This is a genomic window from Halocynthiibacter sp. (assembly GCF_049608145.1).
In the GTDB taxonomy this organism is placed as follows: Bacteria; Pseudomonadota; Alphaproteobacteria; order Rhodobacterales; family Rhodobacteraceae; genus Halocynthiibacter.
The window spans coordinates 33911-56706 of the sequence record NZ_JBMYXF010000010.1; the positions used below are offsets into that span (position 1 = coordinate 33911).

Genomic DNA, 22796 nt, shown 5'->3' on the forward strand with positions numbered 1-22796 from the left:
TGGTCAATCTGGGATCTTGATTTCAGCGGTCTTCAGCGCCTCTGCAAGTCTATGCTGTGCGGTGCCTGGTTTCAATGGCTGCTGCTGGTTTTCAGCCGGTGCCCAGCCTGTCAGGGTAATGACGTCAAATGTCGCGGGGATGCGGCCGTCGGATGTTCCAAAGCTTTCCTGATAAATGGTCGATAATGCCTGAAATAGAGACCTTTTTGCGGGCTTTTTCAGGCGGCGACTTAAGGCATTGCCTTCGCCCATAGCGCGTAGATCACGCATCAGAGAAAACGTATCAGAATAGGTCACATTGCGTGGCATATTGTCGGCGACGGGCAGGGCAAAACCAGCCCGCTGAAGCAAGGCGCCAAGATCCCGGATCTCTGCCATTGGTGCGACGCGGGGCGATAGGCCGCCGGTTTGCTGAACTTCTGCCTCTGCAAGGGCGCTGCGCAATTCTGCAAGGGTTTGTCCGCCAAACAAGGTTCCTAGGAATAATCCATCAGGTTTCAGGGCGCGTCTGCATTGGATCAGTTGCCCGACAGGATCATCCGCCCAATGCAAAGCCAGGGCATGAATGACCAGATCACAGCTTTGTTCTGGCAGTTCAAGCACATCGGAATCCGCCACAATCCGGGCGTTGGGCAGAAAATTTGCCCAGAAATCGGGAAAGCCTGTGACAATTGCAGGGGATTTAAACGACCTGTTAACCTCGTTGAGTCTTTCCTGAAGCTCAAGCGCGGTGTCTTCCAGAAGGAAGGTTGCTGGCGCTTCCATTGCAGTGGCACGGGCGCGGTTGCGCAAAAGTTGCCTGCGATCGGTCAGTCTATCTGGTTCGTTCATCCGTTGCTCCGGAAGCGTGCCGCAAAAAAGGTTTGCCTGCGATGATGATGCAAAAAGCGCTTGATGTTCTTTACCCGCCCCAATGCCTGACATGCAATGCCACGGTGGAAACAGCCGACGGTGGGCTTTGTGCGGATTGCTGGGGGAAGACCCCATTTATCACCGGTCCCGCCTGCGATTGCTGCGGTGCATCTTTACCGGGCCAAGAAATAGACGATGGTCGGTTGAAATGTGATGAGTGCCTGACAGTGTCACGTGCCTGGTCGCGGGGGCGTTCCGTGGGGCTGTATGGTGCGAACATCCGCCAGATGGTACTGTCCCTGAAGCACGGAGACGGGGCAGAACTGGCAAAACCTGCAGGGCGATGGATGGCGCAGACAGCAAAAGATCTGATCAGCCCCCAAACCCTTGTGGCGCCCGTTCCCTTGCATTGGTCGCGACTGTTGAAACGGCGTTATAATCAGTCCGCACTGATGGCATCAGCTTTGGCGCAGCAGGCAGGTATTGCTTATTGTCAGGATCTGATGATCCGGCGTCATAAAACCCCAACACTGGACGGAAAATCGGCGCAGGAACGCAATGACATCATGTCCGGGAACATTTTTGTGCACCCCCGTCGTAAGATTCGTATGGCGGGGCGCCCGGTTTTGATTGTGGACGATGTGATGACATCCGGGGCAACATTACAGGCCTGTGCCGGTGCCTGTTTGATTGCCGGTGCGTCACGGGTTGATGTTGTTGTGCTGGCACGCGTTGCGAAGGATGCATAAATCCCTATAAGTTTATTCAAACTGAAGGGAAATGCGATGAAAACCGTTGAGATCTATACATCCTCGCTGTGCGGGTTCTGCCATGCTGCGAAACGCCTGTTGAACAAAAAGGGCGTCAAATTTACTGAAATTTCTGTGGATGGTGATCGTGCTTTGCGTGCAAAGATGACGAAACGCGCGCAGGGTCGTACCTCTGTTCCGCAGATCTTCATTGGTAAAGAACATATCGGCGGATGTGACGAATTGCATGGTCTCGAACGCCAGGGTGCCCTTGATATCATGCTGGAAGGGTAACAATGCGCGCCGGGCTGATCCAACTGTCGTCATCTGACATTCCCGCAGATAATTTGCGGGATGTGTTGGGTTATATGCATCAGGCAAAGGCCGAAGGGGCCGGTTTTGTGCTGACGCCAGAGGTGACCAACTGCGTGTCTAACAGCCGCAGCCATCAGAAATCTGTCCTGCAGCATGAGGCGGACGACATTACCCTTGCCGGTATCCGGGATGCGGCTGCGAAGCTGGGGCTTTGGGTGTTGATCGGGTCTATTGGCCTGAAAACCGGCGATGAAGACGGTCGTTTTGCCAACCGATCTTTCATGATCAGCCCGACGGGCGACATTGTTGCGCGCTATGACAAAATCCACATGTTTGATGTGAATATTGATGCGCAGGAAAGTTTCCGCGAATCAGCGGGCTATCGCCCAGGCGAACAGGCCGTTGTTGCGGATACAGATTTCGGCAAAGTCGGCATGACGATCTGCTATGATGTGCGTTTTCCGCAATTACACCGCGCGCTGGGCCATGCAGGCGCGGATATCATCACCGGACCTGCCGCGTTTTCGCCCGTATCTGGTGCCGCACATTGGCATGTTCTGCTGCGCGCGCGGGCCATTGAAACCGGGTGTTTTGTTCTGGCTCCAGCGCAATGCGGCAAACATTCTGTCAGCACGGGCAAACCGCGATACACCTATGGGCACAGCCTGGCCGTTGCCCCCTGGGGTGAGATCCTGGCAGACGGTGGTGAAGAACCTGGCTTGACCATGGTTGATCTCGATTTGGCCAAAATTTCTGAGGCACGCGGGCGCATTCCAACCCTGACCCATGATCGTGAATTCACACGACCCAAAGGAATGGCTGAGTGACAGACGGTTCTGATCCCCTCGCAATTGCCCTGTTTTCCGAAGTTTTCATGACGGGACAACTTGCACGCAACCGGCTGTCAAAGGCCCTGCCGAAAGGGATGGAACTGTCACATTTCTCGGTTCTAAACCATCTGGCCCATGTGAAAGATGAGAAATCCCCGGCGCAGCTGGCGCGGGCTTTTCACGTGACCAAAGGCGCGATGACCAATACGTTGTCTAAGCTGGAATGGGCGGGTTATGTGCATATTCGCCCGGATTGGGATGATGCGCGGCGCAAGTTTGTATCAATCAGCCCAGCCGGCAAATCAGCACGCGATGCGGCGTTGCACGCGATCACGCCGGTGATTGGCGATGCGGTGCATGACATCGGCCCAGAGAAAATCCGCGCGGCGTTGCCGGTCTTGCGCACATTGCGGGACGAGTTGGACGAAGATTAAACGCGGTTTACGCTGGCTGTGACATAGTTCACGGACAGATCCCGATCAGAAATGGACCAGCTCCAAAGCAGGGGGTTAAAGACAAACCCCTTGCGATCAACAGGCTCTATTCCGGCGGTTTTGATCAATTCCACCAGTTCATCTGGGGTAATGAATTTCTTCCAGTCGTGGGTGCCTTTGGGCAACCAACGCATGATATGTTCCGCGCCAACAATCGCAACTGCAAAGCTTTTTGGATTGCGGTTGATGGTAGAACACAACAGCAAACCACCTGGTTTCAACAAGATTTTGCAGGCATGCATGAATGCCTGGGGATCAGCGACATGTTCGATGACTTCCATATTCAGGACAACGTCAAACACTTCGCTTTCCAGCGTCAAATCTTCGGCTAGGCAATTGCGGTAATCGATCTCAAGACCCATTTGACGTGCATGCGCCTGTGCCACGGGAATATTGCCAGACGCTGCATCTGCGCCAACCACATCTGCGCCAAGCCGCGCCATGGGTTCGGATAACAACCCGCCACCACAGCCGATATCTAGGATTCGCAGGCCCTGAAACGGCAGGCTGTCGTTCAAATCGCGGTCAAATTCTGCGGCAATCTGGCGCGTGATGTAATCCAGGCGACAGGGGTTCAGCATGTGTAAGGGCTTGAATTTACCGTTGGGATCCCACCACTCGGCCGCCATCGCTTCAAATTTGGCGACTTCATCCGCGTCAAAAGTATTGGTGTTATTCTCAGGAGCGGCTTGCATTCTGGACCCCGTGTGGTTTTGTTGGCGCATTGTATGAAAGAGCGTATCGCCTGTTTGTGGGGGAAATGCTATAGGATTTCTATGAACAAGACAGCAGGCCAAATCAGCGCAGAGCCCCGGCTTTATCCCGGTACGGAACCCTTTGACCGGCGCACCTTGGATGTGGGTGATGGGCACCAGATCTATGTCGAACAATGCGGTCGGCGTGATGGTATTCCGGTGATTGTTGTGCATGGCGGCCCTGGCGGGGGATGCAGCCCAATGATGCGGCGGTTCTTTAATCCAGATAAATACCGGGTGATCCTGTTTGATCAGCGCGGTTGCGGGCGGTCCCGGCCCTTTGCTTCGGTGGAAAACAACACGACCTGGCATTTGGTTGCCGATATGGAAAATATCCGCAAAACCCTAGGAATAGACACCTGGTCTGTCTTTGGTGGCAGCTGGGGCGCGACATTGTCGCTGGTCTATGCGCAGACCCATCCGGAACGTGTGGATAAGCTGTTTTTGCGGGGCGTATTTCTGGCACGGAAAGCAGAACTTGACTGGTTCTACGGTGGCGGGGCCGGGCAGTACTGGCCTGAACTGTGGGACCGTTTTGTAAATCTTGTGCCTGAAGATGAACGCCACGATCTGATGGGGGCCTATCACCGGCGACTGTTTGGCGAAGACGGGGCAGAGCAACGCAAATTTGCGATGTCTTGGGCGATTTGGGAAAATGCCCTGGCGTCTATGGGTAATAACGGCACGCCTTATGAGGTTCCGCAAGGCTATGCGCTGGCGTTTTCACGCTTGGAAAGCCACTATTTTGTGAACGGCGCTTTTCTGGAGGAAGGTCAGATTTTGCGCGATATGCATAAGATCCATGACATTCCGGCCATCATTGTGCAGGGGCGATATGATATGATCTGCCCGCCGGCGTCCGCATGGAAGCTGGCGCAGGGCTGGGACAAAGCGCATCTGACGATGATCCCCGCGGCAGGCCATGCTTTGTCGGAACCCGGGATCATGCAGGCGTTGATTGCGGCGACGAATGACTGGGCTGCCGATCCGCGCTGGGTGCATGTGTAAGGTTGGGCCTTGCAGACTCAGTTTATTATGCGTATATGACAGATAACAGCGGCGCGCTGGCTTCCAAAACCAGCGCCCACCGGAAATTGCAACGGGCCGCGCGCCCGTTTTTTTGTGTTCTGACATCAGGGGAAACACCGTGTCTGATCTTATTGCGAAAGCTGCGATTGATCGTCGCCTTCTTGAACTGCTTCAACCCACTATCGAAGATATGGGTTTTGAAGTGGTGCGCATCCGTCTGATGAGTGGCAATGTCGCCACGCTTCAGCTGATGGTGGAACGGCCCGATGGCGGCATTGATGTGGATGAATGCGCGCAGGTTTCAACTGCCGTGTCTGCGATCATGGATGTCGAAGACCCAATCGTTGATAATTATTCACTTGAAGTGTCCAGCCCAGGTATTGATCGCCCGCTGACCCGTCTGAAAGACTTTGATAACTGGAATGGTTACGAAGCCAAGATGGAAACAAGCGAGTTGATCGACGGGCGTCGTCGTTTCAAAGGCACGCTTGCGGGCACTGAAGATGGCGAAGTTCTGATCACGTTGGATGCGACCAAGAACACGGATCCAGTGACAATTGGTCTGCGGTTCGAATGGCTGGCCGATGCCAAACTGATCCTGACGGATGAGTTGATTAAAGAAATGCTGCGTCAGCGCAAAGCCGCTGGCATTGTTGACGAAGACCAATTTGACGAAATCCAAACCGACAACGGTTCTGAGGAGGACTGAATATGGCGATTACCAGTGCAAACCAGCTGGAACTGCTGCAAACCGCAGAGGCCGTAGCCCGCGAAAAGATGATCGACCCCGGTCTGGTCATCGAAGCGATGGAAGAGAGCCTGGCGCGTGCGGCGAAATCCCGTTACGGCGCGGAAATGGACATTCGTGTTTCTATTGACCGCAAAACCGGCAAGGCGACGTTCACCCGTGTGCGTACGGTTGTTGAAGACGACCTGCTGGAAAACTATCAGGCTGAACTGACGGTTGAGCAGGCGAAACAATACACGGCTGATCCTGCGATTGGTGACGAACTTTCTGACGAAGTTCCGCCGGTTGAAATGGGCCGTATTGCAGCGCAATCTGCGAAACAGGTTATCCTGCAGAAGGTGCGCGAAGCTGAACGTGACCGTCAGTATGAAGAATTCAAAGACCGCGCCGGAACAATCATCAACTGCGTGGTTAAGCGCGAAGAATACGGCAATGTTATTGTTGATGTAGGCCGCGGCGAAGCGATCCTGCGTCGCAACGAAAAAATTGGCCGCGAAAGCTATCGCCCGAATGATCGTGTGCGCTGCTACATTAAAGATGTGCGTCGCGAACAGCGTGGCCCGCAGATCTTCCTGTCCCGTACCGATCCGCAATTCATGGCGGAACTGTTCAAGATGGAAGTGCCAGAAATCTATGACGGTATCATCGAAATCAAAGCCGTGTCCCGTGACCCGGGTTCCCGCGCAAAGATCGCTGTGATTTCTAACGATGGTTCCATCGATCCGGTTGGTGCCTGTGTTGGTATGCGTGGTTCCCGCGTTCAGGCCGTTGTAAACGAACTTCAGGGCGAGAAAATCGACATTATTCCTTGGAATGATGATCAGCCAACCTTCCTTGTGAACGCGCTGCAACCTGCGGAAGTGACCAAGGTTGTTCTGGATGAAGAAGCAGAACGCATCACTGTTGTTGTGCCTGACGAACAGCTGTCCCTGGCAATTGGTCGTCGTGGTCAAAACGTACGTCTTGCTAGCCAGCTGACCGGTCTGGATATCGATATCATGACCGAAGCGGACGAATCTGAACGTCGTCAGGCGGAATTTGCTGTGCGCACCAAGCTGTTTATGGCGGCTCTGGATGTGGACGAATTCTTTGCGCAACTGTTGGTATCCGAAGGCTTTACCAACCTTGAAGAAGTTGCCTATGTCGAAATTGACGAACTTCTGGTGATCGACGGTGTTGACGACGGCACAGCAGGCGAACTGCAAACCCGTGCCCGTGAATACCTGGAAGCTGAAAATCAGAAAGCCATCGATGCGGCACGTGAACTGGGCGTCGAAGACAGCCTGTTCGCATTCGAAGGCCTGACACCACAGATGGTTGTTGCGCTGGCGGAAGATGGGGTGAAGACCCTGGAAGATTTCGCAACCTGTGCTGACTGGGAACTGGCCGGTGGCTGGACTGTGGTTGACGGGCAACGTGTGAAAGATGACGGCGTTCTTGAGAAATTCGAAATGTCTCTGGAAGAAGCGCAGGATCTGGTCATGACCGCCCGTATTCAATTGGGTTGGGTTGATCCGGCAGAACTGGAAGCCGAAGCATCAGAAGAAGATGCTGACGCCGAAACAGAGGAGGCTGAGGCCTGATCGGGCCTCAGATCGCTAAGACAATGGCGCGAGGTGGCCGCATAAAAGATCGTGATGTATCGGAACGTCGATGCATTGCGACCGGAGAAACCCAGCCCAAGGCCGGGTTGATCCGTTTTGCTGTCGGGCCTGAGGCACAAATCGTGCCTGACGTGCTTGAAAAACTGCCCGGACGCGGCATATGGGTAGCAGCAGATCGTGATGCGCTGACAAAGGCTGTCACGAAAGGGCTGTTTTCCCGCGGCGCAAAGCAAAAAGTTCAGGTCGCTGACGATCTGGTCGATCAGGTAGAAGCTGCAGTGCAGCGTAATTTGATTAATCTGCTTTCGCTGGCCCGTAAGGGCGGTTATGCGGTGCAGGGATATGAGAAAGTTAAAGGGATGCTTGCCAATGAAATGGCAGATGTCCTGATACAGGCCTCTGATGGGTCTGCGCGCGGAAAATCCAAGCTACGTCGACCGGAAGGCGACGACAGTTTCATCGGCATTTTGACCGGACAGGAATTGGGTTTGGCTTTCGGGCGGGAAAATGTGATACATTGCGCGCTTGCGACTGGCGGACTCACGCTACGTGTAGTAGAGGAAGCCAAACGCCTGCATGGCGTGCGCGGAAACGGCGGTGACATGGGGTCACTGGAAAGGTTTGAAACCACATGAGCGATAATGACGGCAAAAAGACACTCGGCGTTCGGAGCGGACAGCCAGGCAACGTAAAGCAAAGCTTTAGCCATGGCCGCACGAAAAGCGTCGTTGTGGAAACGAAACGCAAACGCGTTGTCGTGCCGAAGCCCGGTGCGGCTAAGCCAGCCGGTGGCGGTGGCGGTGCGGGTGGTAATCCATCACGACGCCCTGCGGGCATTTCCGATGTGGAAATGGAACGTCGCCTGAAGGCAGTTCGCGCTGCGAAGGCCAACGAAGCTGCAGAAGCTGAAAAGCGCAAAGCAGAAGAACTGGCCCGTGATGCGGAACGTGCTGCCCGTCGCGCAGAGATTGCTGCGAAAGAGCAGGAAGAAATTGAACGCGCGGAACGTGCTAAGGCGAAAGCCGAAGAAGAAGCACGTAAAGTTGCAGAAGCTGCGGAAGCGAAGAAACGTGAAGCTGCAGCAGCACGCGCCCCTGCGGCCCCTGCAAAAGCGGCCCCTGCTGCAACGCCAGCAGATGCCGAAGCTGCGGCTGCCCGCGGACCAAAGCCGTCTTCTGCGCCACGCAAGACAGAACGTGAAACACGTCAGCCTAAGAACAAAGGTGGCCAAAACGATGGTCGCCGGTCTGGCAAACTGACACTGAACCAGGCGCTGTCTGGTGGTGAAGGTGGTCGTCAACGTTCCATGGCTGCGATGAAGCGGAAACAAGAACGCGCACGTCGTCAGGCGATGGGTGGCACTGTTGAACGCGAAAAGGTAATCCGTGACGTTCAGGTTCCAGAGGCAATTGTTGTTTCTGAACTGGCGAACCGTATGGCGGAACGCGTTGCTGATGTTGTGAAATCTCTCATGAAAATGGGCATGATGGTCACGCAGAACCAATCTATTGATGCGGATACTGCGGAACTGATCATCGAAGAATTCGGCCACAAAATCGTACGTGTTTCTGATGCGGACGTGGAAGATGTGATCGACAGCATCGAAGATAAAGACGAAGACCTGCAAGGTCGCCCACCGGTGATCACCATCATGGGCCACGTTGACCACGGTAAAACTTCACTTTTGGATGCGATCCGGAAGGCGAAAGTTGTTGCCGGCGAAGCAGGTGGTATCACCCAGCACATCGGTGCGTATCAGGTAACAACTGACGGCGGCGCTGTCCTGTCGTTCCTGGATACTCCGGGTCACGCGGCGTTTACGTCTATGCGGGCACGTGGTGCGCAAGTGACTGATATTGTTGTGCTTGTTGTCGCTGCGGATGACGCGGTTATGCCACAAACGATCGAGGCGATTAACCACGCGAAAGCGGCGAATGTGCCAATGATCGTTGCAATCAACAAATGTGACCGTCCAGCTGCTGACCCGATGAAAGTTCGTACAGAACTGCTGCAACACGAAGTGATCGTGGAACAGATGTCTGGTGAAGTTCAGGACATCGAAGTGTCTGCCCATACCGGTCAGGGTCTTGATGAACTGCTGGAAGCGATTGCGCTGCAATCCGAGATCCTTGAACTTAAAGCGAACCCTGATCGTGCCGCTTCTGGCGCTGTGATCGAGGCTCAGCTTGACGTTGGACGTGGTCCGGTTGCGACTGTTCTGGTTCAGAATGGTACGCTGAAAAAAGGCGATATCTTTGTTGTGGGTGAACAGTGGGGCAAAGTCCGCGCGCTGATCGACGACAAAGGCAATCGCGTTGATGAAGCTGGTCCTTCCGTTCCGGTTGAGGTTCTTGGTTTGAACGGCACACCCGAAGCCGGCGACGTTCTGAACGTTGTTGAAGCTGAAGGTCAGGCCCGTGAAATCGCTGAATATCGTGCCCATGCTGCAAAAGAAAAACGTGCTGCGGCCGGTGCTGCGACCACGTTGGAACAGTTGATGGCGCAGGCCAAAGAGAACGAAAACATGTCAGAGCTGCCAATCTTGGTAAAAGCTGACGTGCAGGGTTCTGCTGAAGCAATCGTTCAGGCGATGGAAAAAATCGGCAACGACGAAGTTCGTGTTCGGGTTCTGCACCACGGCGTTGGCGCGATCACTGAATCTGACATCGGTCTTGCAGAAGCATCCGGCGCGCCGGTTATGGGCTTTAACGTGCGTGCCAACGCATCCGCCCGTAACACAGCAAACCAAAAAGGCGTCGAGATCCGCTATTATTCCGTGATCTACGACCTTGTGGATGATGTGAAAGCTGCGGCTTCTGGCCTGCTGTCCGCTGAAATTCGTGAGAAATTCATCGGTTACGCACAGATCAAAGACGTCTTCAAAGTGACTGGCGTTGGTCGTGTGGCAGGCTGTCTGGTCACCGAAGGTGTGGCCCGTCGTTCCGCTGGCGTACGTTTGCTGCGTGACAACGTTGTGATCCACGAAGGCACACTGAAAACACTGAAACGCTTCAAAGATGAAGTGAAAGAAGTGATTTCTGGTCAGGAATGCGGCATGGCGTTTGAAGCCTATGATGATATTCGCGCAGGCGACGTGATCGAAATCTTCGAACGTGAAGAAATTGAACGTAATCTCGACTGATACGTTTCAGATCTGAATTAAAAAAAAGAGGCGATGAAAATCGCCTCTTTTTTATTGTCTGTTGTTCCGCTGCGCTGTGCATGACGGATTGGTGTTCAGGCGGCGACTGGTGTGCCTTTGTAATCCTGATTGCCAACACGTACCACAATGCGCCCGTCAGTCAGGCTGCGGACGAAGGTACCCTGCACAGAAATGCAGCTGCCCATTAAAATTGTTCGTAGCATTGGAGTGTCCCTCAGATGCTGGTTTCGGTGATCACAACCGTGAAAAAAAACAACTGATACGGGAAACACGCTAGTTAAGTTTATTAGACCTGTAAACAGCAGATATCGGGTGATCTATACCCAATCCCGCAGAATGGGAATCAGTGGAACATCGGCCGCTGGCATTGGATAATTCCGAAGATCCTTTGATTTAACCCACTTAAGGGTCTGGCCTTCGCGAGGTTGAACCTGTCCTGACCATTTCCTGCAGGCAAACAGCGGCATCAAAAGATGAAAATCTTCATAAGAATGGCTGGCAAAGGTTAACGGCGCCAAGCAAGATTCCCAGGTTTCAATGCCCAGTTCTTCGTGCAACTCACGAATCAGTGCGGCTTCGGGGGTTTCGCTAGGTTCGATTTTGCCACCTGGAAATTCCCATAGACCAGCCATGGATTTGCCTTCCGGGCGTTGTGCCAACAGAATGCGACCATCCACATCAATCAGCGCAACCGCAGAAACCAGAAGCGTCTTCATGACCGATAATCCGCGTTGATTTCAATGTAGCGTTTGGTGAAATCGCAGGTCCAAACCGTGTCAGACGCGCTGCCAAGGCCCAGATCCACAGAAATGACGATGTTTTCGCCTTTCATATAGTTGGCCCCGGCATCTTCTGAATAACTTTCGGCAACCCAGCCTTTTTCTGCAACCAGAACATCACCAAAACGGATAGACAGCAGATCGCGGTCGGCTTTGGCACCAGATTTACCGACGGCCATAACGATACGTCCCCAGTTCGGATCTTCGCCTGCTACGGCGGTTTTCACCAGGGGGGAATTTGCAATCGCCATGCCACAACGGCGGGCATCGGCGGTGGTGTCTGCGCCTGAAACGCGCACTTCTACGAATTTGGTGGCCCCTTCACCATCTTTCACAACCTGATGTGATAGATCCAGCATGACGGCGTGCAAGGCCGTGCGGAAGGCGTCGCAATCACTGCTGCCCTCAAGGATCTCAGGGGCGTTAGATTGTCCTGTCGCGGCCAATATCAGGCTGTCAGATGTGGATGTGTCGCTGTCAACGGTGATGGCGTTGAATGTGCGGTCTGTCAGATCAGACAGCAGCTGTTGAAGCAGCGGTTGGCTGATTTTTGCATCGGTGAAAATATAAACCAACATGGTCGCCATATCCGGCGCGATCATGCCGGACCCTTTGGCAATACCTGCAATCTGGATGCCGGATGGCGTTTGTGCTGCACAGCCTTTGGGAAAAGTGTCTGTGGTCATAATCGCATCAGCCGCGTCTTTGATCGCGCCAGCATCCAGAGAGGTGGCAAGATCACCGATTTTCGCTGTGATACGGTCATCGGGAAGAACTTCTCCGATCACGCCGGTTGATGCTGTGAAGACGCGGTTTTCAGCGACACCGACCGCATCGGAAACAGCCTGTGTAACGCGTTTGACAGATGCCACGCCGTGGGCGCCGGTAAAGGCATTCGCGTTGCCAGAATTGACAAGAATGGCCGCGCCACCGGAACTGTCAGCCCCCAGTTTTTCCTGACAATCAAGCACAGGGGCTGCGCGTGTTGCGGATCGTGTGAAGACGCCCGCAACCGCTGTGCCTGCGCATAGCTCCGCCAACATCACGTCTTTTCGGCCCTGATATCGAACTCCGGCCTCAAGGGCTGCGAAACGCACACCTTTGATTTCGGGAAGGGATGGAAAGCCGTTTTTTGGTGCCAGCGGAGAAATCATTTGCTTAGTGCTCCATGTCGAAAGTGACAGTGCTGAGAAGATCAGGCGTGATTGCCTCGTCTTCGTTGCGGGTGATCGTTGCGGTGTCTGTCAGCGCAGTGATCGCGCCTTCAATTGCAGCCGCTTCCAGACCTGCCGCCAGCTCTTCACGTACATCTTCGATGGCCGGGGCATCTTTCAGACGTGTTTCAGACAGTTTGATCACATGCCAGCCGAACTGCGTTTCAACAGGGGCAGATACGCCGTCTGCTTCCAGTGCGATGACGGCTTCTTCAAAAGAAGGCACCATCATGCCTTTGCTGAACCAGCCAAGGGATCCGCCATTCGGGCCGGATGGACCGGTGGATTTTTCACGGGCCAGTTCTGCGAAATCTTCGCCAGCTTCAAGACGGGTGACCAGTTCTGCGGCTTCTTCTTCGGTTTCGACAAGAATATGCGATGCGTTATATTCGGTTTCCGGTTCTGCACCGGCATATTGCGCGTCATATGCTGCAACAATTGCATCTTCTGTTTGGGCGGCGTCAACCGCGCGGCTGATGGCCAGACCAGCCAGAATCGCGCGGCGTTCGTTTTCAAGGACAAGAAGGGTTTCGGCGTTCACATCGTCGCCGATGGAGCCGGAGAGAACAGTCTGTTGTGTCAGCTGATCAAGGATGCCCTGAAACAGAACATCATCAGGCAATTGCTGGTATTGTTCTGGAAGATTACGTTTGGTGGCAATCATGTGACCCAACGTGATGTCTGTACCGTTTACGGTCGCCACAACGGTGGATGCATCAGGGCCTTCAGCAAAAGCAGGGGTGGAAAGCGCGCAAACAAGCGCCGTTGCGGTCAAAAACTTAGTGCGAAAAAACATCTGTTGTTCCTTTGAGTTCCACGCAGGGCCGCGTGACGTTGACACATGCCAGTCGCCCCCTTACATCACCTTTGGTCATCAGGGTTATGACATATTCTGACAAACCTTCTATGGCGCGGCGCAGGCCTGTTCAAGGCGGCATGTGGCGCAGTTTTATCACGAACGCATCAGGCGGAGAAAATATGCTCGGACTCGGAACCATTGCCAAAAAAATCTTTGGCACCCCGAATGATCGGAAGATCAAAGCAACCCGTGTGATTGTGGGCAAGATTAACGCGCTTGAGCCAGATTTCGAAAAGCTATCTGATGAAGAGCTAATTGCAAAAACCCGTGATCTTCAGGAACGCGCAAAAGGTGGCGAAAGCCTTGAGGCACTGTTGCCCGAAGCCTTTGCCAACTGTCGTGAAGGGGCCCGTCGCGCCCTTGGTTTGCGGGCGTTTGATACGCAGCTGATGGGTGGGATCTTTCTGCATCAGGGCAATATTTCAGAAATGAAAACCGGTGAAGGCAAAACCCTTGTGGCAACTTTCCCGGCCTATCTGAACGCGCTGACGGGGCGTGGCGTGCATGTTGTCACGGTGAACGATTACCTTGCAAAGCGTGACGCCGAATGGATGAGCAACGTGTTCGAAGCCCTGGGCATGACCTGTGGCGTGATCTTTCCGAACCAACCCGACCATGAGAAGAAAGCCGCCTATAATTGTGATGTGACCTATGCCACGAACAATGAACTGGGGTTCGATTATCTGCGCGACAACATGAAATCTGAGCTGTCTCAGATGTTCCAGCGCGATCATAACTTCGCAATTGTCGATGAAGTCGATTCCATTCTGATTGACGAAGCACGTACACCGCTGATCATTTCCGGCCCGGCCGAGGATCGCAGCGAACTTTATGTCACCATCGACAAGTTGATCCCGCGCCTTAGCGAAGAACATTACACTGTTGATGAAAAAACACGCAATGTGACCTTCACCGAAGAAGGCAATGATGCGCTGGAAGAAATTCTGCATCAGGAAGGTATCCTTGAACAGGAACAGTCCCTCTATGCGCCGGAAAGCACCACGATTGTGCACCATGTGAACCAGGGCCTGCGTGCGCATACATTGTTTACGCGTGATAAAGACTACATCGTGCGCGGTCAGGAAATTGTTCTGATCGATGAATTCACCGGTCGTATGATGTCTGGTCGCCGTTTGTCTGACGGTCTGCATCAGGCGATTGAAGCGAAAGAAGGCGTGACCATTCAGCCGGAAAACGTGACGCTGGCCTCTGTGACATTCCAGAACTATTTCCGCCTGTATGACACCCTGTCTGGCATGACAGGTACAGCCCTGACCGAAGCCGAGGAATTTGATGAAATCTATGGTCTGGGCGTTGTCGAAGTGCCCACAAACCGCCCGATTGCGCGTAAAGATGAACATGATGCTGTGTATCGTACAGCCACGGAAAAATTTAACGCAATCGTTGAAGAAATCAAAACGGCGAATGCCGCAGGTCAGCCGACGCTTGTTGGGACAACGTCGATTGAGAAATCTGAATACCTGTCACAACTGCTTGATAAAGCTGGCGTAAAGCACAATGTTCTGAACGCACGTCAACACGAACAAGAAGCGCAAATTGTGGCTGACGCCGGCAAACTGGGCGCTGTGACGATCGCAACCAACATGGCGGGCCGTGGTACCGATATTAAACTGGGCGGCAATGTTGAGTTTAAGATTATGGAAGCGATTGCCGCTGACCCAGATGCAAACCCGGATGAGCTGCGTGCAAAGATCGAAGAAGGCCATAAAGCCGATGAAGAGGCCGTAAAAGCCGCCGGTGGCCTGTTTGTTCTGGCAACAGAACGCCACGAAAGCCGTCGTATTGACAACCAGCTGCGTGGTCGTTCCGGCCGTCAGGGGGATCCGGGCCGTTCCGCATTCTTCCTGTCTTTGGAAGACGATCTAATGCGCATTTTCGGGTCTGAACGTCTTGATAAAATGCTGTCGCGCCTTGGTATGAAAGAAGGCGAAGCTATTGTGCACCCTTGGGTGAACAAGTCACTGGAAAAAGCCCAGGCCAAAGTTGAAGGCCGCAACTTTGACATTCGTAAACAGCTTTTGAAGTTTGACGATGTGATGAATGACCAGCGTAAGGTGATCTTTGCGCAGCGTCGCGAAATCATGGAAGCGCAGGATCTGTCTGAAATCGTTCAGGACATGCGCCATCAAGTGATCGATGATCTGGTGGTTCAGTTCATGCCGCCGAAATCCTATGCGGATCAATGGGATACCCAGGGTCTTTATGCGGCGTGTATCGAACACCTTGGCATTGATGTGCCTGTGATCGAATGGGCCGCAGAAGAAGGCGTGGATGATGATGAAATTCGCGAACGTCTGGAAAAAGCCGCGGATGAATTCATGGCAGCGAAAGCAGTGCAGTTTGGTCCGGATGCCATGCGCAACATCGAAAAGCAGCTTTTGCTGCAGACGATTGACGGCAAATGGCGTGAACATCTGCTGACGCTGGAACATCTGCGATCTGTGGTTGGGTTCCGTGGTTATGCGCAGCGTGATCCGCTGAACGAATATAAAACCGAAAGCTTCCAGCTGTTTGAAACCCTTCTCGATACTCTGCGCGAACAGGTGACACAGCAGTTGGCACAAATTCGACCGCTGACAGAGGAAGAGCAAACGCAGATGCGCGCACAATTCGAAGCGCAACGTGCGGCACAGTTTGCTGCAGCTGGAATGGCCGCAGCACCGGCCGCTGCAACAGCGGCCACCCCTGCGGAAGGATTTGTCGAAGAAGATCAATCCACCTGGGGAGAGCCCGCGCGCAACGACAATTGTCCCTGTGGTTCGGGCAAAAAATTCAAGCATTGCCACGGCAAACTGTCCTAATCTCAGCGGCGAACAGAGATGACGCTGTATCTGCGTTTCCCGATGTTGCTAATCTGCCTGACCCTGTGCGCGCTACCGGGTCGGGCAGATGGGATTCTGGTGCCTGTCGCACCAGAATTTTCGCCCCCTATTCTGTCGGCTGATCCTCTGCCATCTGCAGTTTATTCTGCCGAGGATGTTGCAATCGAAGGTGAATTCAGCGCCTGGGGCACATCCTGTGATATGCAGTTGCGGGCAGAACCTGAACCTGGTGGCATGTTCTATGTATCGTTGCAGGCGCCTTGTGCGCGATCCCGGGTGTTTGATCTTGCCTGGTCTGGCCTGCGCGTAAGTTATCAAACCTCGGTGACCGGGGCGTTCACGGCCCACCTGCCTGCGCTTGAAACGCATAGCGATGTTCAGGTTTTTATTGATAATACCCCGGTTTTGCACACCTCGGTCGAGGTCTCTGATGTGCCCGAATATCTGCGTGCTGGCATCAACTGGCAAAACGATACACCATTTGCGCTGCACGCGTTGGAATTCGGTGCCGATTTTATGGCGGCGGGGCATGTGCATGCAGGCAACCCTGTCTCACACCGGGGGGGGCGATTGTTTATGCTTGGCGATGGGGCTGTGATGAATGGGCAGCGCGCCGCGATTTACAGCATTCATAAAGACCAAGACACATCCGGGGCGGTGCGTTTGCTGATTGAAACATCAGTTTCTTCAGAAAACTGCGATCAGGCGCGGGGTGCCGATATTTTGCAAAGAACCACACCGGATGCCCCCATATCACAGCCATTGCTTGTGCCTGCGCCGGGATGTAACAGCGGCGAAACGTCGGTGTGGCTGCGGCATGTGCTGCATGATTTCAATCTGACCGGGAAATAGGGGAAAACAGATGCTAAAACTGAAGAACCTGTTGATCGGAATATTGCTGTCATTTGCCGGCGCGACGATTGGCGTTGCACAGGATGTATCGCTGACCGCTGCGGATGGCACCTTAACAGTAGAGGGCGTGTTGCTTGGGTTTGATGGTGAATATTATCAGATCCGGTCGGCTTATGGGGATCTGACATTGGACGGCAGTGGGGTTTCCTGTTCCGGGCCCGGATGCCCTGGGCTGGACGCCTTTGTGGCGCAAGCACGCTTTGCAGGCGCATCATCGATTGGCGAAAAACTATTGCCGCATCTGTTAGAAGGTTTCGCCCATCAGGAAGGCCTGGATCTACGCCGCGTATCGCGATCAGATCAGGTATTCAGTTATCTTTTGGTGGATAAGGTTGACGATACAACGGTTGCGGAATTTGCCTTTGATCTGAACAGCAGTCGCGAAGGTATCGCAGCGCTTCAGGCGAATGAGGCTGATTTTGCGCTGACACGTTTTGGTTTTGAACTTACGGGATTTCCCGCGCCGCGTATTCTGGGGCTGGATGCCTTGACGTTTTCAGTGGCTGGGGAAAATCCAATGCGGGAAATTCCATTTGATGCAATTCCAGCTGTGATGGGTGGCGAAATTGACAACTGGCAGGCTCTTGGTGGGCCGGACTTGCCGTTAATTATGGCCGATGACAGCCTTTCTGCACCGGATGTGCCGCTTTCTGAATTGCCGGAATTGCAGGAAAAGCAGATCGCATTCCCGGCTATGTCTGATCTGGTGTCCCAGGACAGTCTTGTCATTGGGATGACGCGCCTGTCTGATCAAGGGGGCGCTGTCCCTTTGCGTCTGTCTGGTTCCTGTGGTGCTGCGTTTATTCCTGACGCGCTAAGTCTGAAAACACGTGATTATCCCCTTCCCGCACCGCAGTTCCTATACCAGAGCCCCCACCGTAAACCGCGCCTTGTCAGACAGTTTCTGCGGTATCTTGGCTCAGAGACAGCAGAGCGTGATGTTGAACGTGCCGGATTTGTCAGCCGTCGTCTGGTCGAGGTTCCGCTGCAGGCGCAGGGTGAACGGCTTGCAAATGCTGTTTTGCAGGCAGGCGAAGATACCAGTCTGACTGATTTGCAGACGATGTTAGAATCTCTGTCTGATGCGCGTCGATTGACGATGACATTTCGTTTTCAGGCCGGATCGGCCCGCCCGGATATTCAATCGGTTTCTGATCGGGATGCGCTGGCTGGCCTGATAGATCAGGGGCGCTTTGATGGGAAAGAACTGATCTTCGCCGGGTTTTCGGATGGGGATGGCGGATCTGATGCCAACCGCCGTATTGCGTTGCGACGTGCCGTGGCTATGTTGCAGGCCCTGCAGGGGCAGGCGGATGTGGAAGGTGCAGACATCACGTTGACAGCTTATGGATTTGGCGAGGCTCTGCCACTTGCCTGTGACGACAGTGATATCGGGCGCGAAATCAATCGCCGGGTGGAGCTGTGGGTGCGGGACACACCCAAGGAAGATCATCAGAGATAACCTTCGGACCGAAAGCTGAGTTCGCAACTTTTCCCGATGATCAGATGATCGTGCAGGGTTAGTCCAAGAACGTCAGCAGCATCCTGTATCTGATGTGTCATGGTGATGTCGGCGTCTGAAGGGGTCGGATCACCAGATGGATGATTGTGCACCAGAATAAAGGCCGATGCATTCAGTTCTAGCGCACGTTTTACGATTTCACGGGGATAGACCGGCACGTGGTTCACCGTGCCGTTGGCTTGTTCTTCATCCGCAATCAGGATGTTTTTGCAATCCAGATACAGCACGCGGAATTGTTCGGTTTCACGATGCGCCATAGAGGTGTGGCAGTAGTCGATCAGCTGATCCCAGCTGGATACAATCGGTTTCTGCATGACTTTCGATCGCGCCATACGTTGGGCTGCGGCTTCGACAATCTTTAATTCTTGTATAACAGAGCTTCCGACGCCGGGCACCTCGGCAAGGCGCCTGATCGGGGCGGAGATAACACGATTAAAGTCGCCAAAGACTTCCAGCAAGGCAAAAGCCAGTGGTTTTACATCGCGGCGGGGGATGGCACGGAACAAGATCAATTCCAGCATCTCATAATCAGGGACAGCGTTTGCGCCCCCATCAAAAAACCGCTGGCGCAGCCGTTTACGATGATCTTTCAGGTAAGACGGAACCGCTGCAGGCGGCGTTGTTGTGACAACGGCTTCGTCGCTTTCGAACAGCGGCAGTGGCATTTCTGAAAAGTGACCAATGTTTCCCATATGTTCTTTATTTGAACGATTCGCTGAAGAATTCGTTAAGTAAGCCATTAAGGATAGGAAAGATCACGGGGCATAAAGAAATAAGGCGGCCCTGAAAGCCGCCTTATTCTTTGATTTTATGAGCTTTTCATGCCGTCCCAGAAGGTTTTTACTTTTGAGAAAAAGCTAGAACTTTCGGGATTATTATCTGCGGCAATTTCATCAAATTCGCGCAAAATTTCTTTTTGACGGCTTGTGAGGTTCACAGGTGTTTCCACTGCAAGCTCGATATACATATCGCCAACACCGCCACCACGCAGGCGCGGCATGCCTTTTGAACGCAAACGCATCTGACGACCAGACTGGCTGCCAGACGGGATTTTCACCCGGGAACGACCGCCATCGATGGTTGGAACTTCGATATCACCACCAAGCGATGCAGAGGCCATCGATACCGGAACGCGGCAATACAGATGTTCGCTGTCGCGCTGGAAGATATCGTGATCACGCACTTCGATGAAGATATAAAGGTCACCGGATGGGCCGCCACGCAGGCCAGCTTCGCCTTCACCAGACAGACGGATACGTGTGCCTGTTTCCACACCTTTCGGGATGTTCACAGAAAGCGAACGTTCCTTTTCCTGACGTCCGGCACCATGGCAGGATTTGCAAGGATTGGTGATCTTGTGACCAGCGCCCTGACAGGTTGGACAGGTGCGTTCAACGGTGAAGAACCCCTGTTGCGCACGTACTTTGCCCATGCCCGAACATGTGGGGCAGGTAGTCGGTTCAGCGCCGCTTTCCGCACCGGTGCCGCTACATTCGCCACAGGACACTGAGGTGGGAACAGAAATGGTTTTCTGCAGGCCGCCCCATGCTTCTTCCAATGTGACACGCAGGTTATAGCGCAGATCGGCACCACGTGTTGCGCGTGAACGCCCACGTCCAGGACCCTGACCGCCAAAACCGCCGCCACCCCCGAAGAGATCTTCGAAAATGTCCGAGAAAGCAGAACCAAAGTCGCCCTGTCCACCAGGATGACCACGGCCACCGCCGCCCATGCCACCTTCAAAGGCCGCGTGACCATAGCGGTCATAGGCAGCTTTCTTGTCGGCATCTTTCAAAACTTCATAGGCCTCATTGGCCTCTTTGAACTGATCCTCAGCGGCCGGGTTATCGGCGTTGCGATCCGGATGCAGTTCTTTGGCTTTCTTGCGATAGCCTTTTTTAATTTCGTCCGCTGAGGCACCTTTAGAAACCCCGAGCGTTTCGTAATAGTCGCGCTTTGACATCATATTTCCCCTTTGGGAACGCAGAAGCCGGCCCGGACATTTCCAGGCCGGCTAACAGAGCGAATGCCCTTAAGAAGGTTTTTTGTCTTCGTCGAGATCTTCGAAGTCGGCGTCAACGATGTCGTCGTCCGCGCCAGCTGCCATCTCGTCCGCGCCTGCGGGCTCTTCTTCGCCAGCTTCTTCTGCGGATGCTTTGTAGATCGCTTCGCCAAGTTTCATTGCGGATTCAGTTACGTTCTGAACGCCCGCTTTGATTTTCTCAGCAGTTGCATCTTCTTTATCTAGATCGTCTTTCAGAGCAACAATCGCCAGTTCAATCGCCTCGATGGTGGTTGGGTCGACTTTGTCTTTGTGCTCTTCCATGGACTTCTCGGTGCTGTGGATCAGGCTTTCGGCCTGGTTCCGTGCTTCGATCAGTTCTTTACGCTCTTTATCGGACTCGGCGTTTTCTTCCGCGTCTTTTACCATTGCTTCGATGTCTTCATCGGACAGACCGCCAGACGCCTGAATGGTAATTTTTTGTTCTTTACCAGTGCCTTTGTCCATCGCGCCAACGGAAACAATGCCGTTTGCGTCGATGTCAAATGTCACTTCGATCTGTGGCAGACCGCGTGGCGCTGGTGGGATTTCTTCAAGGTTGAACTGACCCAGGATCTTGTTGTCCGCAGCCATTTCACGTTCACCCTGGAAACAACGAATTGTCACAGCGTTCTGGTTGTCTTCCGCAGTTGAGAAGATCTGGGATTTCTTGGTTGGGATGGTTGTGTTGCGGTCGATAAGACGCGTGAACACACCACCAAGCGTTTCGATGCCCAAAGACAGCGGTGTCACGTCAAGAAGAACAACGTCTTTCACGTCACCCTGCAGAACACCGGCCTGGATTGCCGCACCAGATGCCACAACTTCGTCAGGGTTCACACCTTTGTGCGGTTCTTTACCGAAGAATTTTGTCACTTCTTCGATCACTTTAGGCATACGGGTCATGCCGCCAACAAGAACAACCTCGTCGATGTCACCAACAGAAAGACCAGCATCTTTCAGCGCATCTTTACAAGGTTTGATAGACGCTTTGATCAGGTCAGCAACCAGGCTTTCCAGTTTCGCACGTGTCAGTTTCAGAACCATGTGCAATGGCGCGCCGTCAGAACCCATAGAGATAAACGGTTGGTTGATCTCGGTCTGGCTTGCAGAAGACAGTTCGATCTTCGCTTTTTCCGCAGCTTCTTTCAGACGCTGCAGGGCCATTTTATCTTTGGTCAGGTCTACGCCGTTTTCTTTTTTGAACTCATCCGCAAGGTAGTTCACGATGCGCATGTCAAAGTCTTCACCGCCAAGGAACGTGTCACCGTTGGTGGATTTAACTTCGAACAACCCGTCGTCGATTTCCAGGATGGTTACGTCGAAGGTACCGCCACCAAGGTCATAAACCGCGATGGTTTGTGTTTCTTCTTTATCAAGGCCGTATGCCAGCGCAGCCGCTGTTGGCTCGTTGATGATACGCAGAACTTCAAGACCAGCGATTTTACCGGCGTCTTTTGTCGCCTGACGTTGCGCATCGTTGAAATACGCAGGAACGGTGATAACCGCCTGTGTTACTTCTTCGCCGAGATAGCTTTCGGCGGTTTCCTTCATTTTACCAAGGATGAATGCGGAAACCTGGCTTGGAGAGTATTTCTCGCCCTTGGCTTCTACCCATGCATCGCCATTGCCGCCGTTGATGACGTTGAATGGCAGGTTTTTCAGATCTTTCGCAAGGGCGGCATCGTCAAAACGACGGCCGATCAGGCGTTTCACACCGAAAATGGTGTTGTCTGGGTTTGTGACAGCCTGGCGTTTTGCAGGCTGGCCAACCAGACGTTCGTCGTCAGTGAAAGCGACGATAGATGGTGTTGTGCGCGCACCTTCTGCGTTTTCGATAACGCGGGGCTGCGACCCATCCATGATTGCGATACAGGAGTTTGTAGTCCCGAGGTCAATACCAATGACTTTTGCCATAGTGTTCAGTTCCTTCTCATAGGCGATATAGTGGTGCCTGGATCCGTGAATAGGCATCCAGGTGCCGATCCCAATTTTCAGATCAGTTCACCTGTTTCTTTTTGCAATTTGCGCAAGAAACGGGCAGCCCTGATCTGGCTTCGCAGGGTATATAAGGATCACGAGTTTAT

21 protein-coding genes are annotated in these 22796 nt (G+C 53.5%); 12 read left to right on the forward strand and 9 right to left on the reverse strand.

The annotated features are described in order from the left end of the window. Nucleotides 1–3 precede the first annotated feature (3 nt). Nucleotides 4–831: a methyltransferase domain-containing protein gene (locus ACPGUT_RS05175; protein WP_423989254.1), complete on the reverse strand. Its 828-nt coding sequence runs from the start codon at nt 829–831 to the stop codon at nt 4–6. Between the two features lie 41 nt (nt 832–872). On the opposite strand from ACPGUT_RS05175, the gene ACPGUT_RS05180 reads away from it, so the two are divergent. Genes ACPGUT_RS05180 through ACPGUT_RS05195 form a run of 4 tightly spaced genes read left to right on the forward strand, consistent with a single transcriptional unit; the run spans nt 873 to nt 3180 of the window. After that, nucleotides 873–1601 (forward strand): double zinc ribbon domain-containing protein, encoded by a 729-nt coding sequence (locus ACPGUT_RS05180; protein WP_423989255.1) that lies wholly within the window; start codon nt 873–875, stop codon nt 1599–1601. Between the two features lie 36 nt (nt 1602–1637). After that, a complete protein-coding gene (gene grxC / locus ACPGUT_RS05185; protein WP_423989256.1) occupies nt 1638–1895 on the forward strand; it encodes a glutaredoxin 3 in 258 nt (85 codons plus the stop codon). A gap of 2 nt (nt 1896–1897) precedes the next feature. Beyond that, the gene (locus ACPGUT_RS05190) at nt 1898–2743 is read left to right on the forward strand and encodes a carbon-nitrogen hydrolase family protein (RefSeq protein WP_423989257.1); all 846 of its coding nucleotides are present in this window, start codon (nt 1898–1900) and stop codon (nt 2741–2743) included. Beyond that, nucleotides 2740–3180: a MarR family winged helix-turn-helix transcriptional regulator gene (locus tag ACPGUT_RS05195; protein ID WP_423989258.1), complete on the forward strand. Its 441-nt coding sequence runs from the start codon at nt 2740–2742 to the stop codon at nt 3178–3180. Before ACPGUT_RS05190 ends, ACPGUT_RS05195 begins: the two co-directional genes overlap by 4 nt. Here the strand turns inward: ACPGUT_RS05195 and ubiG are convergent. Beyond that, nucleotides 3177–3935 carry a bifunctional 2-polyprenyl-6-hydroxyphenol methylase/3-demethylubiquinol 3-O-methyltransferase UbiG gene (gene ubiG / locus ACPGUT_RS05200; protein ID WP_423989259.1) on the reverse strand — a complete coding sequence of 253 codons (759 nt, stop codon included), beginning with the start codon at nt 3933–3935 and terminating at the stop codon, nt 3177–3179. The two genes, ACPGUT_RS05195 and ubiG, sit on opposite strands and share 4 nt — an antisense overlap. A gap of 81 nt (nt 3936–4016) precedes the next feature. Here ubiG and pip point away from each other — a divergent pair, with 81 nt between their 5' ends. The 5 genes from pip to infB all read left to right on the forward strand — a co-directional run bounded on the left by pip (nt 4017) and on the right by infB (nt 10518). Continuing rightward, entirely contained in the window at nt 4017–5003 is a 987-nt protein-coding gene (pip, locus tag ACPGUT_RS05205; RefSeq protein WP_423989260.1) for a prolyl aminopeptidase, read from the forward strand. Between the two features lie 139 nt (nt 5004–5142). Beyond that, the gene (rimP, locus tag ACPGUT_RS05210) at nt 5143–5733 is read left to right on the forward strand and encodes a ribosome maturation factor RimP (RefSeq protein WP_423989261.1); all 591 of its coding nucleotides are present in this window, start codon (nt 5143–5145) and stop codon (nt 5731–5733) included. Between the two features lie 2 nt (nt 5734–5735). Next, nucleotides 5736–7355, forward strand: coding sequence for a transcription termination factor NusA (nusA, locus tag ACPGUT_RS05215; protein ID WP_423989262.1), 1620 nt, complete (start codon nt 5736–5738; stop codon nt 7353–7355). A gap of 23 nt (nt 7356–7378) precedes the next feature. Beyond that, nucleotides 7379–8011, forward strand: a complete 633-nt coding sequence (locus ACPGUT_RS05220; protein ID WP_423989263.1) for an RNA-binding protein — start codon at nt 7379–7381, stop codon at nt 8009–8011. After that, nucleotides 8008–10518: a translation initiation factor IF-2 gene (infB, locus tag ACPGUT_RS05225; RefSeq protein WP_423989264.1), complete on the forward strand. Its 2511-nt coding sequence runs from the start codon at nt 8008–8010 to the stop codon at nt 10516–10518. The genes ACPGUT_RS05220 and infB overlap by 4 nt, the downstream gene beginning before the upstream one ends. Nucleotides 10519–10613: 95 nt before the next feature. On the opposite strand, the gene ACPGUT_RS05230 is transcribed toward infB, so the two are convergent. From ACPGUT_RS05230 to ACPGUT_RS05245, 4 genes are all read right to left on the reverse strand, one after another. Further along, nucleotides 10614–10742, reverse strand: coding sequence for a hypothetical protein (locus tag ACPGUT_RS05230; protein WP_423989265.1), 129 nt, complete (start codon nt 10740–10742; stop codon nt 10614–10616). 114 nt (nt 10743–10856) lie between these two features. Beyond that, nucleotides 10857–11255 carry an 8-oxo-dGTP diphosphatase MutT gene (gene mutT, locus ACPGUT_RS05235; RefSeq protein WP_423989266.1) on the reverse strand — a complete coding sequence of 133 codons (399 nt, stop codon included), beginning with the start codon at nt 11253–11255 and terminating at the stop codon, nt 10857–10859. Beyond that, nucleotides 11252–12472, reverse strand: coding sequence for a bifunctional glutamate N-acetyltransferase/amino-acid acetyltransferase ArgJ (argJ, locus tag ACPGUT_RS05240; protein ID WP_423989267.1), 1221 nt, complete (start codon nt 12470–12472; stop codon nt 11252–11254). Before argJ ends, mutT begins: the two co-directional genes overlap by 4 nt. A gap of 4 nt (nt 12473–12476) precedes the next feature. Then, the gene (locus ACPGUT_RS05245; RefSeq protein WP_423989268.1) at nt 12477–13328 is read right to left on the reverse strand and encodes a foldase protein PrsA; all 852 of its coding nucleotides are present in this window, start codon (nt 13326–13328) and stop codon (nt 12477–12479) included. Between the two features lie 182 nt (nt 13329–13510). Here ACPGUT_RS05245 and secA point away from each other — a divergent pair, with 182 nt between their 5' ends. Genes secA through ACPGUT_RS05260 form a run of 3 tightly spaced genes read left to right on the forward strand, consistent with a single transcriptional unit; the run spans nt 13511 to nt 18608 of the window. Then, entirely contained in the window at nt 13511–16213 is a 2703-nt protein-coding gene (secA, locus tag ACPGUT_RS05250; RefSeq protein ID WP_423989269.1) for a preprotein translocase subunit SecA, read from the forward strand. A gap of 18 nt (nt 16214–16231) precedes the next feature. Beyond that, a complete protein-coding gene (locus ACPGUT_RS05255; RefSeq protein ID WP_423989270.1) occupies nt 16232–17086 on the forward strand; it encodes a hypothetical protein in 855 nt (284 codons plus the stop codon). A gap of 10 nt (nt 17087–17096) precedes the next feature. After that, complete coding sequence (locus tag ACPGUT_RS05260) at nt 17097–18608, forward strand: cell envelope biogenesis protein OmpA (protein ID WP_423989271.1); 1512 nt, start codon at nt 17097–17099, stop codon at nt 18606–18608. On the opposite strand, the gene radC is transcribed toward ACPGUT_RS05260, so the two are convergent. The 3 genes from radC to dnaK form a co-directional block, all read right to left on the reverse strand. After that, nucleotides 18599–19360, reverse strand: coding sequence for a RadC family protein (gene radC / locus ACPGUT_RS05265; protein WP_423989272.1), 762 nt, complete (start codon nt 19358–19360; stop codon nt 18599–18601). The genes ACPGUT_RS05260 and radC overlap by 10 nt on opposite strands. Before the next feature lie 116 nt (nt 19361–19476). Then, a complete protein-coding gene (dnaJ, locus tag ACPGUT_RS05270) occupies nt 19477–20631 on the reverse strand; it encodes a molecular chaperone DnaJ (protein WP_423989273.1) in 1155 nt (384 codons plus the stop codon). Between the two features lie 69 nt (nt 20632–20700). Further along, nucleotides 20701–22626, reverse strand: coding sequence for a molecular chaperone DnaK (dnaK, locus tag ACPGUT_RS05275; protein WP_423989274.1), 1926 nt, complete (start codon nt 22624–22626; stop codon nt 20701–20703). Between the last annotated feature and the right edge of the window lie 170 nt (nt 22627–22796).

Coding starts and splice junctions, on each gene's coding strand:
- ACPGUT_RS05175 (WP_423989254.1), bottom strand. CDS start 831: ATGAACGAACCAGATAGACTGACCGATCGCAGGCAACTTTTGCGCAAC.
- ACPGUT_RS05180 (WP_423989255.1), top strand. CDS start 873: ATGATGATGCAAAAAGCGCTTGATGTTCTTTACCCGCCCCAATGCCTG.
- grxC (WP_423989256.1), top strand. CDS start 1,638: ATGAAAACCGTTGAGATCTATACATCCTCGCTGTGCGGGTTCTGCCAT.
- ACPGUT_RS05190 (WP_423989257.1), top strand. CDS start 1,898: ATGCGCGCCGGGCTGATCCAACTGTCGTCATCTGACATTCCCGCAGAT.
- ubiG (WP_423989259.1), bottom strand. CDS start 3,935: ATGCAAGCCGCTCCTGAGAATAACACCAATACTTTTGACGCGGATGAA.
- pip (WP_423989260.1), top strand. CDS start 4,017: ATGAACAAGACAGCAGGCCAAATCAGCGCAGAGCCCCGGCTTTATCCC.
- nusA (WP_423989262.1), top strand. CDS start 5,736: ATGGCGATTACCAGTGCAAACCAGCTGGAACTGCTGCAAACCGCAGAG.
- ACPGUT_RS05220 (WP_423989263.1), top strand. CDS start 7,379: ATGGCGCGAGGTGGCCGCATAAAAGATCGTGATGTATCGGAACGTCGA.
- infB (WP_423989264.1), top strand. CDS start 8,008: ATGAGCGATAATGACGGCAAAAAGACACTCGGCGTTCGGAGCGGACAG.
- ACPGUT_RS05230 (WP_423989265.1), bottom strand. CDS start 10,742: ATGCTACGAACAATTTTAATGGGCAGCTGCATTTCTGTGCAGGGTACC.
- mutT (WP_423989266.1), bottom strand. CDS start 11,255: ATGAAGACGCTTCTGGTTTCTGCGGTTGCGCTGATTGATGTGGATGGT.
- argJ (WP_423989267.1), bottom strand. CDS start 12,472: ATGATTTCTCCGCTGGCACCAAAAAACGGCTTTCCATCCCTTCCCGAA.
- ACPGUT_RS05245 (WP_423989268.1), bottom strand. CDS start 13,328: ATGTTTTTTCGCACTAAGTTTTTGACCGCAACGGCGCTTGTTTGCGCG.
- secA (WP_423989269.1), top strand. CDS start 13,511: ATGCTCGGACTCGGAACCATTGCCAAAAAAATCTTTGGCACCCCGAAT.
- ACPGUT_RS05255 (WP_423989270.1), top strand. CDS start 16,232: ATGACGCTGTATCTGCGTTTCCCGATGTTGCTAATCTGCCTGACCCTG.
- ACPGUT_RS05260 (WP_423989271.1), top strand. CDS start 17,097: ATGCTAAAACTGAAGAACCTGTTGATCGGAATATTGCTGTCATTTGCC.
- radC (WP_423989272.1), bottom strand. CDS start 19,360: ATGGGAAACATTGGTCACTTTTCAGAAATGCCACTGCCGCTGTTCGAA.
- dnaJ (WP_423989273.1), bottom strand. CDS start 20,631: ATGTCAAAGCGCGACTATTACGAAACGCTCGGGGTTTCTAAAGGTGCC.
- dnaK (WP_423989274.1), bottom strand. CDS start 22,626: ATGGCAAAAGTCATTGGTATTGACCTCGGGACTACAAACTCCTGTATC.